The 15,620-nt window shown below is 68.0% G+C and carries 10 protein-coding genes and 1 pseudogene; 7 read left to right on the forward strand and 4 right to left on the reverse strand.

The features are described 5' to 3' along the window. Positions 1-202: pseudogene (locus H162_RS0116290) on the reverse strand (IS630 family transposase); the annotation flags it as partial. A gap of 234 nt (positions 203-436) precedes the next feature. On the opposite strand from H162_RS0116290, the gene H162_RS0116295 reads away from it, so the two are divergent. From H162_RS0116295 to H162_RS0116325, 6 genes are all read left to right on the forward strand, one after another. Further along, positions 437-1,582, forward strand: coding sequence for a DUF3108 domain-containing protein (locus H162_RS0116295; protein WP_020654551.1), 1,146 nt, complete (start codon positions 437-439; stop codon positions 1,580-1,582). Between the two features lies 1 nt (position 1,583). Next, a complete protein-coding gene (locus H162_RS0116300; RefSeq protein ID WP_020654552.1) occupies positions 1,584-2,336 on the forward strand; it encodes a DUF3108 domain-containing protein in 753 nt (250 codons plus the stop codon). 208 nt (positions 2,337-2,544) lie between these two features. After that, entirely contained in the window at positions 2,545-3,915 is a 1,371-nt protein-coding gene (locus H162_RS0116305; RefSeq protein WP_020654553.1) for a hypothetical protein, read from the forward strand. Next, positions 3,908-4,627, forward strand: coding sequence for a hypothetical protein (locus H162_RS0116310; RefSeq protein WP_020654554.1), 720 nt, complete (start codon positions 3,908-3,910; stop codon positions 4,625-4,627). Before H162_RS0116305 ends, H162_RS0116310 begins: the two co-directional genes overlap by 8 nt. Before the next feature lie 8 nt (positions 4,628-4,635). Next, positions 4,636-7,458: an ATP-binding protein gene (locus tag H162_RS0116315; RefSeq protein ID WP_020654555.1), complete on the forward strand. Its 2,823-nt coding sequence runs from the start codon at positions 4,636-4,638 to the stop codon at positions 7,456-7,458. Between the two features lie 394 nt (positions 7,459-7,852). Then, positions 7,853-8,359, forward strand: coding sequence for a hypothetical protein (locus tag H162_RS0116325; RefSeq protein ID WP_156885649.1), 507 nt, complete (start codon positions 7,853-7,855; stop codon positions 8,357-8,359). A gap of 22 nt (positions 8,360-8,381) precedes the next feature. Here H162_RS0116325 and H162_RS0116330 read toward each other — a convergent pair whose 3' ends face one another. Next, positions 8,382-8,900: a CcdC protein domain-containing protein gene (locus H162_RS0116330; protein ID WP_020654558.1), complete on the reverse strand. Its 519-nt coding sequence runs from the start codon at positions 8,898-8,900 to the stop codon at positions 8,382-8,384. A 137-nt stretch (positions 8,901-9,037) separates the two neighbouring features. Here H162_RS0116330 and H162_RS34755 point away from each other — a divergent pair, with 137 nt between their 5' ends. Beyond that, positions 9,038-9,208 carry a hypothetical protein gene (locus H162_RS34755; RefSeq protein ID WP_020654559.1) on the forward strand — a complete coding sequence of 57 codons (171 nt, stop codon included), beginning with the start codon at positions 9,038-9,040 and terminating at the stop codon, positions 9,206-9,208. 52 nt (positions 9,209-9,260) lie between these two features. On the opposite strand, the gene H162_RS0116340 is transcribed toward H162_RS34755, so the two are convergent. Beyond that, complete coding sequence (locus H162_RS0116340) at positions 9,261-13,703, reverse strand: translocation/assembly module TamB domain-containing protein (protein ID WP_020654560.1); 4,443 nt, start codon at positions 13,701-13,703, stop codon at positions 9,261-9,263. Further along, positions 13,703-15,493 carry an autotransporter assembly complex protein TamA gene (locus H162_RS0116345; protein ID WP_020654561.1) on the reverse strand — a complete coding sequence of 597 codons (1,791 nt, stop codon included), beginning with the start codon at positions 15,491-15,493 and terminating at the stop codon, positions 13,703-13,705. Before H162_RS0116345 ends, H162_RS0116340 begins: the two co-directional genes overlap by 1 nt. Positions 15,494-15,620: the final 127 nt, after the last annotated feature.

The raw sequence follows: 15,620 nt of genomic DNA on the forward strand, positions 1-15,620 counted from the left end.
AATTGTCGATACTGCGCATCGTCACGCCGAACGCTTCGGCAATCTGTGCGGTCTCCCAGCCAGGGCCATGTTCACCCTCATCCAATTTGAGCAGCACCTGGGCGTGCAGAATCTTCCACGCTGCCGACTTGCCTGTATGGGCAATGCGTTCAAACTGCGCGCGCTCTTCAGCTGTCAGCTTCACAACATACTTCTTGTTCACGATGGCCTCCTGACAGGGTTTACCCGTCAGGTTAGACCTTTTGGAGAAAATTGTGGGTAGCCGCTCCACTAGTGCCCTGAATGGCAAATTCGTTGAATAAATTTAGCGAGAATCGGCCTGATACTGCGTCACAAATGCGCGCAAGGCCACCGGCCTTGCTGTGCTTTGTTCCTTGTCTCAGACCGATTTCGCCAAATTTATTGTTCAACGAACTTGCCACCCAGGACACTAGTCATGAGTTCCGCTTCATTCTTCCACCAGCCGCGCCGGGCGCTGCTGCTCGGTACAGTGGTGGTGCTGCTGCACTGGTTGGCGCTGGTCCTGGTCGACGCGCGGCTCGGCCTGCCGCGCCAGTTCGGCGGCGAGGACGGGGCCGGCACGATGCTGGCGCAAGTGCTGCCGGCGCCGGACCCGGCCCCGGTCGCGGCCCCGTCCGAGGCGCCGGCCGCGCCGCTGCCGGAACTGGCGCCGCCGCCCCTGCCCGAGATCGCGGCCCTGCCTGCCGAGGCGGGCACGCCGCTGCCGGCCGCCGGGGCCGCCCCGGAAGACGCGCCCGGCCCGGTCGAGGCGGGTTCCACAGTGGAGGCGAACGGGCCGCCGCTCGCGGCCGCCACACCCGCCGACGCCGTCCCCGCCCAGCCTGTGCCCGAACCGGCCACGCCCCAATCGGCCGAACCTCAGCCGGCCGCGCCGGAATCGCCCCGCTATGCCGTCGACATGCCGCCCTCGGCCGACATCACGATGGACGTCGCACGCACGGACGCCGACGGCGCCCGCTGGTCCGGCGAAGCCTTGCTGTCGTGGAAACTGAGCGGCGACAGCTACCGGATCAGGATCGAAGCCGGCCTCCGGGTCGTGTTTACCCGCGTGAACCTGCTGGTCCTGGGCAGCGAAGGCAGGGTGGACGCCACCGGCTTCGTGCCGCTCAAGATGACCGAGAAACGGCGCGGGCGCTCGCTGACCGCGACGCACTTCGACTGGCCGGGGAACAAGATCAGCTTTTCGGCATCTCAGGCGACTCATCCCCTGGCGCCGGGCGCCCAGGACAAGGCCAGCGTACCGCTGCAGCTGGCGGCGATCGCGCGCGGCGATCCGAAGCAGTTGAATGGCGATATCGATATCCTGGTCGGGGAAGACCGCGACGCCAGCGTATTCCGCTTCCAGGTGGTGGGACAGGAAGAGATCGAGACCAAGATCGGCCGCCTGCAGACCTGGCACCTGACGCGCCCGCCCAAGCCGGGCTCGTACAAGTCGCGCCTGGATATCTGGCTGGCGCCGGCCCATGGCTGGGTTCCTGTACAGATTCGCAATACCGAATCAAAAGGAGCAGTCACGACGCAAACAGTGAATAATATCGTCTTGACTCGACCTGGACCCTGATATGCATCAACACACCATTCGACAAGCCGGCGCCGGACTGCTGCTGGCCCTGAGCCTGGGCAGCGTCTGGGCCCAGGAAGCCCGCCCGGCGCCCAGGCGTCCGTTCGACCTGCCGCCTTCCGCCGACCTGAGCTATGACCTGAATGCGCGCCAGCGCGGCTTTTCGCTCAAGGGCGAGGCGGTGGTCACCTGGCGCGCCGGCGAGGGCAAGTACAGCGTGCGCGCCGAATCGCGGGTGTCGGTGCTGGGCACGATCACCGAAGACCGCAGCCAGGGCACGGTCGACGCCTACGGCCTGGCGCCGCTCGAGTTCTGGGAAAAACGCCTGCGCAAGAGCCCGACCACGACCACCTTCGACCGTGACGACAAGATCCTGCGCTTCTCGGAGAGCAAGGAAACCTATCCGCTCAAGGGCGGCGAGCAGGACCGCGTCTCGATCACCTGGCAACTGGCCGCCATCGCACGGGCTGCGGGCGCACGCTTCCGGCCGGGGTCCGAATGGCCTTTCTTCGTGGCCGGCCGGCGCGATGCCGAGACCTGGATCTTCACGGTCGGCAAGCGCGAAAAGCTGCGCACCGGCCTGGGCGACATCGAGGCGGTGCTGGTGACGCGCGAACCGCTCGAGGACGACAAGGACCGGACCCTCGAGATCTGGCTGGCCCCTGCGCATGACTGGTATCCGGTCAAGCTGCGCTATACCGAGGGCGAGAAGGAAAGCATCGAGCAGACCCTCAGCACGGTGACGAAGCGCTGAGTTGGCAGGAATTGCAAGGTTTTAAGACAATCTTGTAATCTTGCTATCCGCAATAAAGTGTGTCTTTCCTGCAATTTCGCACCCTTGCCGGGCCCGCCGGCAGCGAATTGCCCAGTCTAAACTGTTATACTGACGCCCCCGCGGAGCCGGCCGGACCTGCCTTATCAAGGCGCCGTCCCGTCCGTCCACGCAGACTGGACATCAATACATGATCGATACATTGGCCGGTGCGGCGCTCGCCGCAGACTCCTTTACGACAGCGCAAGAAGACGATCCGCTGCAGGCGCACTTCCACGAAGGCGTCGCGCCCGACGAGATCGAGCAGGTGTTCCACCTCAAGCGCGCGCAGACGATGCTGTCGGCGTTCACGGCGCTGTTCCACGGCACCCAGGACGGCGTGCTGGTGCGCCTGCTGGTGCTGCGCGAGCTGGCCGGCGACACCGCCAGTTCGGCGTTCTCGCGCGCCGACATCAACCAGAAGCTGGCCTACCTGATCCCGGAAAGCCTGGAGACGGTGCTGAACCGCCTGCGCACCCACGGCCTGCTGGCCTGGGACGCCCCGGCCGGCGTGTACCGCATCACGCCGCTGGCGCGCAACGTGCTGGCGGCGCTCGAGACCCTGCTGGCGCTGGGCAAGCCCGAGGACGACGAGGCCGAGATGGGCTTCCTGCTGTCGCAGGTGGCCGGCGCCCAGGCGGTCGGCGGCGTGACCGTCGACCAGCTCAAGCACCTGCTGGGACGCCTGGTCGAGCTGACCGAGGAATTCCGCGACGCGATCGCCTCCGGTTCCGAATTCCGCCTCCGCACCTCGCAGGCGAAGTGGCACATGGCCTGCGACTGGGTCGAGAAGGGCTCGGTGATCCTGCGCGCGATCACCTCCGACGAACGGGCCGACTCGGCCACCCACAAGGCGGCGCAGGCGATCGGCCGCGCCCAGAGCGCGCTGCTGAACATGCAGGGCATGTTCTCGCGCGCGCTGAACCAGATCGAGCGCCAGCGCGTGCACCTGGGCCAGTCCGGCCTGTCGACCACCGACGTCAAGCGCTGGCTGCTGGCCCACGACGACCTGGCCAGCCTGGCCGAAGGCGCGATCGACCGTCCGGTGGTGCCGCTGTTCGCCACCCCGGCCGAGATGATCGACGTGGCCGAGACCGAGCTGCTGGCCGAGCGCGTCACCTCGACCGGTCCGAAGGGCCTGCCGAGCGGCCAGGACGCGCCGCTGACCGTCAACGACAACCCGGCCATGATGGTCGAGCTGAACGACTGGATCAACAAGCTGGCCGATTTCGCCAACCTCGGCAACTTCCCGGAATTCTCCGAGATCGGCCCCAAGAAGGTCCAGCTGCACGAGTCGCTGCTGCCGGCCAGCTTCGCGGTGGCGTCCTACCGCGCCTCGCTGCTGCCGCTGCTGGGCGACGCGGCCGAGGCCAGCCTGCAGGGCGCGACCGCCGACCTGGCGCGCCTGCCGCTCAGCTTCGAGCCGGTCGACGAGATGATCCAGCTGGACGACCCGGAAGTGGCGGCCATGTCGATTGCAACCCTCTCTCTCAATCCAGAAAGCGGCACGCCCAATGAATGACGATGCACAAATCCTGATCGCGCGCCTGCTCACGCACCAGACCCTGCGCCGCGACGACAAGATGGTCAAGCGCGCGCTGTCGGACGACATGTTCCGCACCGAAGTCGACAAGCGCCTGCTCGAATCGGGCCTCAAGCTGCTCGACAACGTGTACGCCGACCATGTGACCATCGCGCTGCACCGCAACGTCGAGCCGAAGATCTTCGGCGCCAAGGACATCTGGCAGAACAACAACTTCGGCCTGACCCGCGACGGCGTGGCCCTGCTGGTGGTGCTGTGGGCGCAGATCATCCTGCCCAAGCGCGAGCGCCAGGAAACCCACACCACGGTCGACGACGACCAGAGCGACATGTTCGACAAGGAAGCGTCGATCCCGCGCGCCGAGGACACCTCGATCGGCATCTCGTACACCGCGCTGCTGTCCGACTTCGGCGACAAGCTGGGCAAGAAGACCCGCATGGACATGAACCTGGGCGTGCTGTCCAAGCTGGGCTTCATCGAGCGCCGCGGCGACGTGATCCTGGAAGGCCCGCTGCTGGACCTGATGATGGACACCGACGTGCTCAAGGAGCGCATCATCAACGGCGCGCTGGCCGAGGTGTTCAAGCGCGCCCCGCTGGCCGCCGCCCCGCGCCGCATCGACGCCGCCAACGACGCGGTCGCCGAAGCGGCCGACGCGGTACCCGACCCAGCCACCGACACCCCGAACTGAGATAGCCGATGTTCCATATCAAATCACTCGAACTGGTCCACTGGGATTACTGGCAGCGGATCAAGAACATCCCGCTGGACGCCAAGATCATCACCATCGCCGGCCAGAACGGTTCGGGCAAGACCACCCTGCTCGATGCGATGCGCACCCTGTTCGGCCTGGACTGCTCGATGGGCCGCACCTACAAGCACTATGCGCGCCACTCCGGCCAGCAAAGCGCCTGGCTGCGCGCCGTGGTCGACAACAAGCCGGTCGGCCGCCAGCTGTCGAACCGTCCGTTCCGCCATTCCGGTTTCTTCTCGGACGACGAGGTGACCCTGTTCTGCCAGGTGCAGAAGAACGGCGGCGACTGGAAGCGCCAGTACCTGATGCGGCCCGGTAACGTCGAGATCGAGGAAGTCACCGAGGCGACCGACTGGCTCGGCGTCGAGAACTACCGCAAGCGCCTGGCCTCGGCCGGCCTGTCGCCGGCGATGTCGAAGGTGCTGGCCCTGGAGCAGGGCGAGACCGACAAGCTGTGCGAATACGCGCCGCGCCAGCTGCTCGACCTGGTGTTCCAGGTGTTCGGCGACAAGGAAGTGCTGGACGCCTACGACGAAGCCAAGCGCCACCAGCGCGACACCGAGACGGAACTGAAGCGCTTCGAGGGCGAGCTGGAAACCTCGCGCATCAACCTCGAGGGCCTGCGCCTGCGCGTGGCCAATTACCACCAGTGGGAAGACCTGCACAAGGAAAAGCGCGAGCTGAAGGAAGGCGTGCTGCCGGCGCTCGAATACCACGAGGCGCGCGAGAAGGCCGCCAGCAACAGCCGCCAGCTGCGCGAAGCGCGCAAGCCCATGCTGCAGGCCGACAGCATCCTGAACGAGAAGCGCAACCAGCTCGTGGCCCAGCAGCGCGCCCTGACCGACGCCCAGAAACTGGAAACCCAGCTGGAGCAGGAAGGCACCGAGCTGGCCAGCCGCCTGAACCAGATCAACGCGCGCCTGAAGCCGCTGGAAAGCGTGCTGGAACAGAAGGAACGCCTGCAGAAGCTGTCCGCGGACGCCGGCGCCGACATCGCCGACGTGGCCAGGCAGCTGGAAGAGAAGGAAGCCGAGCTGGCGCGCCAGAAGCAGGCGCGCGAAGTCATCTCCTCGAAGATCGCGGGCGAGATGGCCACCATCTCTGCGCTGCAGGGCAAGAGCGCGATGCCGGAGCCGGAAGCGCAGCGCCTGATGCGCCGCGTGCTGCGCGACGAGGGCATCGCCCACGCCATGCTGTCGGACATCGTCGAGGTGACCGATCCGAAGTGGCAGGGCGCGGTCGAGGGCGTGCTGGGTGGCTACGCATCGGTGGTGCTGCTGGAGAAAGCCAAGGATGCGCCGGCGGCCTACCGCCTGGCCGAGAAGGAACGCTATCGCCACTTCATCGTCCCGGACTGCATCGACGCGCCGCTGGTGAAGGATGACAGCCTGCTGTCGGTGGTCCGGTTCTCGAGCAGGGCGCCGGGCTGGCTGATCGACCAGCTGGCGCGCATCGAGCGGGTCGACTCGGTCGACGACGGCTTCAAGACCCGTTCCGAGGAATGGATCACGCCGGACGCCTACCACCGCGAACGCCGCGGCGGCCGCTCGCTGTTCGTCGAGCCTTCGCGCTACCGTTTCGGCGCCGCGGGCAAGACCCAGCGCCTGGAAGCGATCCAGAAGTCGCTGCCGGCGCTGGAACAGAAGGAAGACGCGCTGACCCTGGCGATCAGCAAGCTGGCCGCCGAAGTGGGCGGCCTGAAGGCGCGCATCGCGGGCGTGGACGCGGCCAAGGAACTGGCTGCGCGCCAGGCCGAGTTCGAGGAAGCCGCGCGCGCGCTGGCGCCGCTCAAGACCGAGCGCCTGGAAGTCGGCGCGCGCCTGGGCGAGCTGCAGACCCTGAGCAAGAACGCGACGGTGGCGCGCACCCGCGCCGACACCGTGTGGCAGAACGCGCGCATGGCGCTGTCGGAAGCGGAAGCGGGCATGCGCCTGAACCACCGCCGCCAGATCGAGCAGCGCACCGAGCACGCCAAGACGCTGCTCGACCTGCGCCGCAGCTGGCGCCATGTGCCGGCCAACTGGAAGAACGGCGACTGGCGCGGCGCGCTGGTGGCCAAGCACCAGAACGCGCACCAGGTGAACCTGCGCCTGCAGTCGCTCGACCATGCGCTGGCGCGCAGCGACTGGGAGCTGGATGCGACCGTGATCGACCAGTACCAGCGCCTGCACGACCAGCTGCAGAACCGCCAGTCCGAGACCGAGGAGCGCCGCTACCAGAACAACCGCGCGATCGAAGCCACGGCGAATGCGCGCGGGGCCTACATCGAGCGCCTGCGCTACACGATCAAGACCTACACCAAGAACATCAAGGAGCTGGGCGCACTGGCCGGCATCGACGTGCAGGCCGATCCGGTGCGCCTGGAGAACGACGACGTCCAGCTGGCCCAGGCCGGCCTGCACGTACGCTTCAAGTTCGACGGCAAGGACCAGATCGGGATGAACGACGGCGAGGCCTCGGGCGGGCAGCAGGTGATGAAGTCGCTGGTGCTGCTGATCGGCCTGCTGAAGTCGGAAGAGGGCTCGGGCGGCTTCGTGTTCATCGACGAACCATTCGCCCACCTGGACATCCGCAACATCCAGCTGGTCGGCGAGTTCCTGAAGAACACCGACGCCCAGTACCTGATGACGACGCCGCTGACGCACAATACGGACGTCTACGATCCGTCGGAGCTGACCCTGATCACCAGCAAGAAGAAGAAGGATGTGCAGTGGGCGCAGCCGATTTTCGTGCTGCAGAGAAGGAAGGATGCGGCGAAGGCCGCGTGATGCGAAAGGGACCCTCGGGTCCCTTTTTTACGTTCGGGGTCAGGTCTGTCATTCGGACATGGGCGCACAACCCTTGCGAAATCTCAGAACAGTTTTACGTATCGTGAGATTTTTTCCGCTTTTCGACATGGTTCGTGATGCACGGGTTGCGGTGACAAAGGTGAACCGAGCATTAACGAGTTTGGGATCGACAAACCAGCATTTTGAGATAGCGCAAAGGTGTTCGCTCGGTGTCCGAATGACAGACCTGACCCTGAGTTCCACATCCTGAGACAACAAAAGAACGAGATTGCAGCTTAACTGACTGGCATTAACGGTGACAGGCCAGTGAAAAAGCGATGGTCTTCCGCCCCGCTACTCTGCTATCCTTTCGTGAGGACACGCGGAGAGCCCCATGAGGAAAAATTTCCAGCTCGCATCCATCGTTCTCGCCTTCTGCACACTGTCCGCCTGCGGCGGATCCGATTCCGATTCCGGGCCCGAGACGCCCCGGCCGCCGGCAGGTTCGAGTTTGCAGAGCATGCGTATCTTCAACAAAGGCACGACCGTGTTCAGCGCCACGGCTGCCACGGATTACGCACCGGGGCGCCTCGCCTATGAGTCCCAGGCGCCCGACGGCACCCCTGTGAAGTTCACGGCCACCCTGGGCACCGAGGATTTCGGGCGCCTGTCCACGCTGGTCGAATCGACGAACCTGGAAAAGACGCTGGGAGCACCGAATAACGTCCATGCGCCGTGCCGCCATAACGGCTACGATATCTCACTGATGCGCAACAACGTGACCTACATGTTCATGATACCGGGCAGCCAGACCTGTGGCGCGGCCATCCTTCCCGTGCTGAGCCAGCTGCTGGAGCTGCACAGTCAGCTGCTCATCAAATACACGCCGCCGCCGGGCTGACAGCGCTGGCCCGGACGCCGGTTCACGCCATGTCGATTTGCTGGCGCATCCGGCGGCGCCAGCGCAGCAGGCCGGCCGAATACCATGCGAAATAGCCGGCCGTCAGCCCCACGCACAGCATGGTCAGCGGGCTGTCGGTCAGCCGCTCCGCCGGCACGCCGCTGCCCTTGCGTGCGTAGATATCGACCCCGATGTACAGGATGCGCGCCACCAGCACCATCGCCATCACGAGCCCCAGGCGCGCGTTCGGCGTGAAGTAGTAGCCCTCGGACGTATCCTCGAAGCGGGTCAGCTTCAGGCCCCAGACGCCATAGCCGATGCCGCCCGCCGCGCCCACCAGCAGCGCGCCCAGGTTGTAGGGGGTGTCCAGCAGCTGGGCCGCCGGCACCAGGATCATGGCGCCGAAGGCCAGCACCCCGGTGTAGTGGCGCGACACGATCGAGCGCTGGCGCGCCATGCGGCTCTTGATGCGGCTGTAGACCCGCCAGACGAGCAGCGGGGTCAGGACGAGCAGGGCCAGGGTCGTGATCGTGATTTCCATGTGCGATGAAACAGCTGTGCGTTGATCGAAACCCGGCATTGTAAACGACGCGCCGCGCACGCGGCCGGGAGCGCGCGTCGGCTTCGTCCGCGTCATGGTAAGGTGTCCATTCCGCTTAGCGTCAGGAGATCCAGGCCATGTTTGCTGACCAGTACGCGCCCGCAGCGCCCGTCGAGGCGCACCGTGCACCCGATCCGGTGCCGATCGAAGAACCGGCGCCGCAACCCTACGACGTTCCCCATCCGCACCACCAGCCCGGCCACGTGCCCCAGAGCGAAGAGCCGGTGCCGGACCCGAAGCCGAGCTAAGTACTCGAACTGAAATAAATGCGAGTGATGGCAGCCAACAACACACATTTATTTAGTCAAAGGCCCAGGAATACAGCACGTCCAGGGCGCTGTTGGTGCCGGTCTGGAACTGGAGCGTGATGCGCGGATTGAGCTTGTAGCGCAGGCGCACCAGGCTCGTGGCCGTGGACGCCCCCTGTTCGAAGCTCAGGTAGGCGCGCGACGAGATGCGCTTGCCTACCGTTACTACCGTGCTCTCCAGGCCCGTCGCCGTGCCGTTCGCCTGCTTCAGCCCCAGCTCGTCGACGCCGAGCGAGCTGGCCAGCTTGGCCTGGAAGCCGCCGCTGCCGCCCTTGCCGCCGAGCAGGGCGGCCGCCGCCGCGGCCAGCACGTCCTTCTCGTTGCCGCTGGTGCCTTCCATGCCATGGCCGAGCACCAGCCAGGACAGCTTCTCGCTGTCCGGCACGTTCGGCGTCGAGACCAGCCGCGCCTCCGGCGACTGCGCCGTGCCGCGCACCTGCACCCCGGCTTCCACATTGGTTTCCGACAGCTGCTCGCCTTCCGGGCGCTTGCGCACCGCCAGCACGTCCAGCGCGGGGTTGTCGTAGGCGCCGCTGAAGGTCATCACCGCGCGTTCGATCGCCAGCTTCTGGCCGTAGGCGGCATAGGTGCCCTCCAGCGCGCGGATGGTGCCGTTCACGCGCGGCGCACCGGAACCAAGCATGCGCACCCGCGCGTTGCCGCTCAGGGTGGCGTCGATGCCCAGGCCGCGCAGGCGGAACTGGTCGCCCAGGTCGGCCCTGAGGTCGACCGTCAGCGGCATCTCTTTCTCCTGGTTCGACGGCTTCGGCCTGGCGCCTTCGCGGCCCAGCACGATCACGTCGTCCGAGATGGTCGGGCGGCCCTGCGGCGCCAGTTCGATCAGCGCGCGATCGGCGCGGAAGCGGCCTTCGAGCGCGAACTGGCTGGCGTCGCGCACCAGCGAGGCCTGGCCGCTGAGCACCACCGTGCGATCGGGGCGCGACAGCGCTTCCAGCTTGTCCGCCGTCAGGCGCAGGTTGGCGGCCGCCAGCCCGCCCGAGAAGCGCAGGCTGCCTTCGGCCGAGGCGCTGCCCTGGCGGCCCTGGAAGAACAGGCGCTGGAGGTTCAGCTGGTCGCCCGCGAGCTGGGCGCGCAGTTCGCCGTTCTGCAGGCGCACACCCTGTTCGGCCCAGCGCACCGCGAGCCGGTCGCCGCTGACCGTGCCGTTCAGGCTCGGGGTGCCGATGGTGCCGCCGCCCGTCAGCGCCAGGCGCAGCGCGCCGTCCAGTTCCAGTCCCGGCTGGCCGGACAGCCCGGCGAGCCAGGCGATCGACGGCATGTCGGCGTTCGCGGACAGGCGCAGCGGGCTGTCCTTCTCGAGGCGGCCGCCCAGCATCTGGGCATTGGCCTCGACCTGGGCGCGGCCGGTGCGGACGCCGTCGAGGTCGAGGTTCACGCGCAGCGCGCTGCCGACCACCTCGGCCCGGCCTTCCAGCTGGCGCAGGCCCAGCGGGACCGGCGTATCGCCGCCCACGATGGCGTCGCCGCGCTCGCGGAACACGCGCACATTGCCGTCCAGCGCGGGCGCCGCGCCGTTGCTGGTGGGGGCGCGCAGGTCGAGCGCCCACTGGGCGCCCAGGGTCAGGTCGCCGCGCGCGTTCTGGCGTATCGCCGGCGAGAATTGCGCCAGGTAGGTCAGCGGCACGTTGTCGGCGTGCCCGCGGCTGGCCCAGCGCGGCCCGTTCTTGGTCAGGGTGTCGACCGTGATGCTGCCCGAGGGTAGCCTGACCACGGCGCCGTTGAAGGCGATGCGCTCCGGCCGCGCCAGGCCGGCCACGCCGGAACCGGGCGCGCCGCTGACGGTCAGCGGCACCGGCGCCTGCAGGTTGAAGGCGTAGCGGCCGCGGTTCTGCAGCGCCGCCAGGGTGCCTTTCCAGGTGTCGCCGGACCAGCCGCCGCGCACTTCGGTATTCGCGTCGAAGGCCTCGCCCAGCGCCGACAGGCGCAGGGTATGCGCGCCGCGCGTGCCTTCGGATTGCAGCCGCAGCGACGTGACGCGGGTCTCGCCGCTGGCGTAGTCCTGGACCTGCACGTCGCTCACCAGGGCATCGCTGGCCCCGCGGCCGGCGCCCAGGCTGGCGCTGGCGCGCAGCGCGCGGATCGAGTGGGTGCCGAGCAGCTTCAGGTTCTGGCCTTCGAGGGCGGCCGTGAGGGAAGGCGTATCCGTAGTCCCCGACAGGGTACCGGAGCCGCGCAGCACGCCGCCGTAATCGGGGCCGAGCGCCGCCAGCTGGGGCGCGTCGATGCGCCAGGTGAGCTGGTCGCTCCTCAGGCCGAAGCCGCCGCGCGCCGCCACCACGTTCGGGCCGACATGCAGGTCGACGTCGGCATTCGAGATGTGGCGCCGGTCGGCGTTGAGTTTCGCATGGCCCCAGAATGGAGAATTCGACAGGGTCGAGTCTGCCACCCGCAGGTCGAGCGCCCCGCGCCAGTCCTTCGAGGCGCGTCCGCTGGCGTCGAAGCTCGCATTGATGTTGCCGGCCAGGGGCGAGCCGAAAGCGGCCGGATTGAAGCGCTGCGTCGCGCCGCGCGCCTTGACCTCGAGCGCGCGCGCACCGTCGGCGCCGGCCAGCCAGGCTTCGCCGCTGGCGCGCAGCTTGCCGCTGCCATTCTTGCGCTGGGCCGCAACCCAGCCCAGGTTGTCGGCGTCGACCTCGAAGCTGGTGCGCGGCGCGGCCATGGTGCCGGTGGCGACGCCGCTGGCCGTGACCGCGCCATACAGGTCGCTGCGCACGGCGGCCAGCTGGCGGCCGTCGATCTTCCATTGCAGGCGGTCGCCGGCGCCGCCGAAGGCGCCGTCCAGGGCCACCGTGTTCCGGCCCAGCGCCAGGTCGGCATCGATGCCGCTGATGCGCTTGGCGTCGGCGCGCAGCTTGCCCTGGCCCGTGAGCGGCTGGCCCAGCAGGCGGCTGCGGCGCACCGCGAAATCGGCGTCCACGCGCCAGGCCGGCGCCAGGATGCCGGCGGCGTTGACGCTGGCGTTGATGTCGGCCTCGGGGAAGTCGCCGAACGAGGCCGGATTGAAGCGGCTGGCGCTGGCCGCGCCCTTGAAGGCTTTATCGCCGGCCAGGTTCATGCTGCCGCTGGCCGTGACACTGCTGCTGCCGGCCGACAGGCGCGCCTCGCGCAAGCTGAGCTGGTTGTTTTCGAGCGTGGCCAGCGCCGCCAGCCGCATGCCGCTATCGAGCAGGCGCGCTTCCAGGGTCTGGCGCGTGGCCTCGTTGGTCAGCTGGATGTCGCCCTTGATGGCGGTGGCCTTCATGGTCGACTGGATGTGCTTGAGGTCGAAGCGGTCGGTATGCAGGGTGAAGCGCGCGGTGCCGAGGCCCTTGTCGTCCTTGCCGCGCTCCACGCCGCCCGTGCCGGTGAAGCGGCCGGCGGCGCCGAAGTCGACCAGCACGTCGGACACCTGCAGCGCCGCCAGGTTGCCGCCCAGCTGGCCTTGCATCGCGCGCAGCGGCAGGCGCTGCTGGTCGAGGGTGCCGACCGGCCCGTCGTTGGTGAGGTTCACGCTGCCGCTGATGTTGCGCTTCGCGTCGAGCCGGCCCGCGATCGCGAGGGTCAGGTCGGCGGTCGGCAGCGCGGGATTGAAGAAGCCCGGATCGATGTTGCGGCCGTTGATGCGCAGGGAACGCAGCGGAATCTCGGCATACGGCGAGATCTCGAAGTGGCCCTCGCCGGCCGCGCGTCCGGCATGGCCGCTGGCGTCGACCAGGGTGGTTTCGAGGTCGCCGCCGACCTTCAGCCGGAGCTGGGCGGCGCGCGCGCCGGCGCTGGCCTGCGACTGGGTCAGGCTGGCGCCGCCATCGAGCTTGAACGGCCGCTGGGTGCCGACCGTGGCATTGGCCGCCACCAGGCCCCAGGGCGTGGTGGCGGAGGCGTCGCGCAGCACCCAGCTCTGCTTGTCGCCCTTGACGCGCAGGCGGATGTTGTCGATGCGCGTTTCGGCGCCCTTGTTCACGAAGGTCGCCTGGGCCAGGCGGGCGTCGTTGACCGAGACCGGGAAGGGCGGCGCCAGGGTGGCCGGCATCGGCGTGCGTTCCTCGCTCTCCTTCAGGGTTTCCATGCGCAGGCTGGCGGCATGCAGGCGGTCGACCAGGATGCCGCTCGACAGGATCTGGGCCGGCGACCATTGCAGGTCGATCTTGTTGGCGATGACGAGCTGCTCGTCGGTGCGCCACACGAGGCGCTCGATGTGCATGGCGCCGTACAGCGAGCCGGACACGCCGCTGAGGGTCAGCTTGCCGTCGGTGGCGGCGGCGACCCGCTGGGCGATCATCTGCAGGGTGGTCTCGCGCCCGAGGTACCAGAGCGTGCCGCCGACCAGCACGCCGGTCACGGCCACGCCGATCGCGACGCGGCGCGGCCAGCGGCGCGGCTTGGGTGCGGGCGCCTGGGCGGGCGTGGAATCGTTGGGGGTGTCGTTGGCAGCCATCAGAACGTGAACCCGAGTGAGAAGTGCAGGCGCGCCTTGCGCAGCGCGTGGCCATAGGCGAGATCGACATTGATCGGGCCGACCGGGCTGCGCCAGCGCGCGCCGACGCCGTAGCCCGACTTGGGATTCAGGTTGCCGACCTTGTCGGCCGCATTGCCGACGTCGTAGAACACGGCCACGCCCCAGGGCGGCCGGAACCAGTACTGGTACTCGGCGCTGGCGGTGGCCAGGTAGCGCCCGCCCACGATGGCGCCGTTTTCCTGCACCCCCAGCTCCTGGTAGCCGTAGCCGCGCACCGACTGGTCGCCGCCGGCGCGGAACAGGAAGGTGCTGGGCACGCCCAGCTTTTCCCTGGAAGCGACCGCGCCCAGCTCGGCGCGCAGCACCAGGGTGCCGCTGTCGCCCACCGGCTTGTAGGCCAGGCCGCGCAGGTACAGGCGCAGGAATTTTTCGTCGGTCAGGATCGGCAGCAGGGCGCCGCCCAGCTGGCCGCTCAGCACATAGCCGTTGGTCGGCTGGATCAGGCTGTCGAGGCGGCGCTTGGTGATGCTGTAGGTGAGCGGCAGGCTGCGGCTGCGGGTGGGCTCACGGCCTTCCACCTCGCGCTTTTCGGTCAGGAACTCGAACGTCAGGCTGCGCTCCAGCAGCGGCGTACCCCAGGCGCGCCGCGCCGCCACGCGGGCGACGGTAGTGATCTCGCCGCGCAGGTCTTCGCGCTCGACGCCGGCGCCGATGCTGTCGTTGTAGCCCTTGGGCGTGGTCGGCCAGTAAAAGTCGACCTGGGCGGTCTGGCGCTTCTGTTCGTAGATCAGGTCGCTCTTCATGCGCTTGCCCAGCACGTTCAGGTCGTCGTAGCTGAGCTGGGCGCGGGCGCCGGTGTCGGTCGAGAAGCCGACGCCGACCTCCACGTTCTTGCGCTTGTTCTCGGTCACGCGCACCAGCACCGGCAGCACCGTGGGGCCGGTCGGGTCCTGGGCGGTGGACGGACCGGCGTCGTCGTCGGCGTCCTTCAGGTCCTCGAGTTCGGCGGCGAGCACGGCGCGCATGTCGGCCGACACTTCGACGCTGCTGAAGTAGCCGGTGTCCTGCAGGCGCGACTGCAGGGCCTGGAGCGCGGCCTCGCTGTATTCGTCGCCCGGGTTGATCTTGTTCAGGTTGGTGATCACGGTGCGCGGATAGCGCTTCAGGCCGCGGATGCGCAGTTCGCCGAAGCGCATCTCGGGGCCGCTGTCGATCACCACGTGCAGCAGGGCGCGCCGCTCCTCGGGATCGACGGTGGCGGAGGTCTCGACCAGCTGGGCGCGCGGGAAACGCGTCTGCACCACTTCGCGCAGCAGACCGCGCTTGGCCGCTTCCCAGTCGCCCTGGCGGAAGCGCGCGCCGACCGGCAGGGTCCAGCGGGTGCGCAGCGCGTTGGCGTCGAAGGGCGCGCCGCCCTTGTCGAAAGGCGCGAAGCCGCGCAGCACCAGGTCGACATCGCCCACCAGCACCGGCTGGCCCGGATCGACGATCACGCGCGCCACCGGACGGCTGCCGCTGGTGTCGAGCCCGGCCGAGACGCGCGGCGAGTAATAGCCTTCGGTCGCGACCAGGGTCTTGACCTGCTCGGGCGCTTCCTTGACCAGACGTTGCAGTTGTTCCATGTCTACGCGGGAGTTGCCGCGCCAGCGGATCAGGTCGAGGTTATCTTCCAGCAGCTCCTCGAGCTGGCGCGGCGCATCGATGCGCACCTGGTAATCGACCCCCTGCGCGAACACCGCCGTGGCGAACAACAGGGCGCCGATGCCCATGAGTAAACGGGGCAGGGGACGCAGGCGTTGACGCGGGCCGGTGGTTGCAGTGATCGATATCGAAGGAAACATGGCGCTCCAGTGACGGTTCTTGTGGCATCTTAACGGATTGGCAAAAAATACGGCG

Source organism: Massilia niastensis DSM 21313 (assembly GCF_000382345.1).
Lineage (GTDB): Bacteria > Pseudomonadota > Gammaproteobacteria > Burkholderiales > Burkholderiaceae_D > Telluria > Telluria niastensis.

Coding starts and splice junctions, on each gene's coding strand:
- H162_RS0116310 (WP_020654554.1), top strand. CDS start 3,908: ATGAATGACGATGCACAAATCCTGATCGCGCGCCTGCTCACGCACCAG.
- H162_RS0116345 (WP_020654561.1), bottom strand. CDS start 15,493: ATGGGCATCGGCGCCCTGTTGTTCGCCACGGCGGTGTTCGCGCAGGGG.
- H162_RS0116340 (WP_020654560.1), bottom strand. CDS start 13,703: ATGGCTGCCAACGACACCCCCAACGATTCCACGCCCGCCCAGGCGCCC.
- H162_RS0116300 (WP_020654552.1), top strand. CDS start 1,584: ATGCATCAACACACCATTCGACAAGCCGGCGCCGGACTGCTGCTGGCC.
- H162_RS0116330 (WP_020654558.1), bottom strand. CDS start 8,900: ATGGAAATCACGATCACGACCCTGGCCCTGCTCGTCCTGACCCCGCTG.
- H162_RS0116325 (WP_156885649.1), top strand. CDS start 7,853: ATGAGGAAAAATTTCCAGCTCGCATCCATCGTTCTCGCCTTCTGCACA.
- H162_RS0116295 (WP_020654551.1), top strand. CDS start 437: ATGAGTTCCGCTTCATTCTTCCACCAGCCGCGCCGGGCGCTGCTGCTC.
- H162_RS34755 (WP_020654559.1), top strand. CDS start 9,038: ATGTTTGCTGACCAGTACGCGCCCGCAGCGCCCGTCGAGGCGCACCGT.
- H162_RS0116315 (WP_020654555.1), top strand. CDS start 4,636: ATGTTCCATATCAAATCACTCGAACTGGTCCACTGGGATTACTGGCAG.
- H162_RS0116305 (WP_020654553.1), top strand. CDS start 2,545: ATGATCGATACATTGGCCGGTGCGGCGCTCGCCGCAGACTCCTTTACG.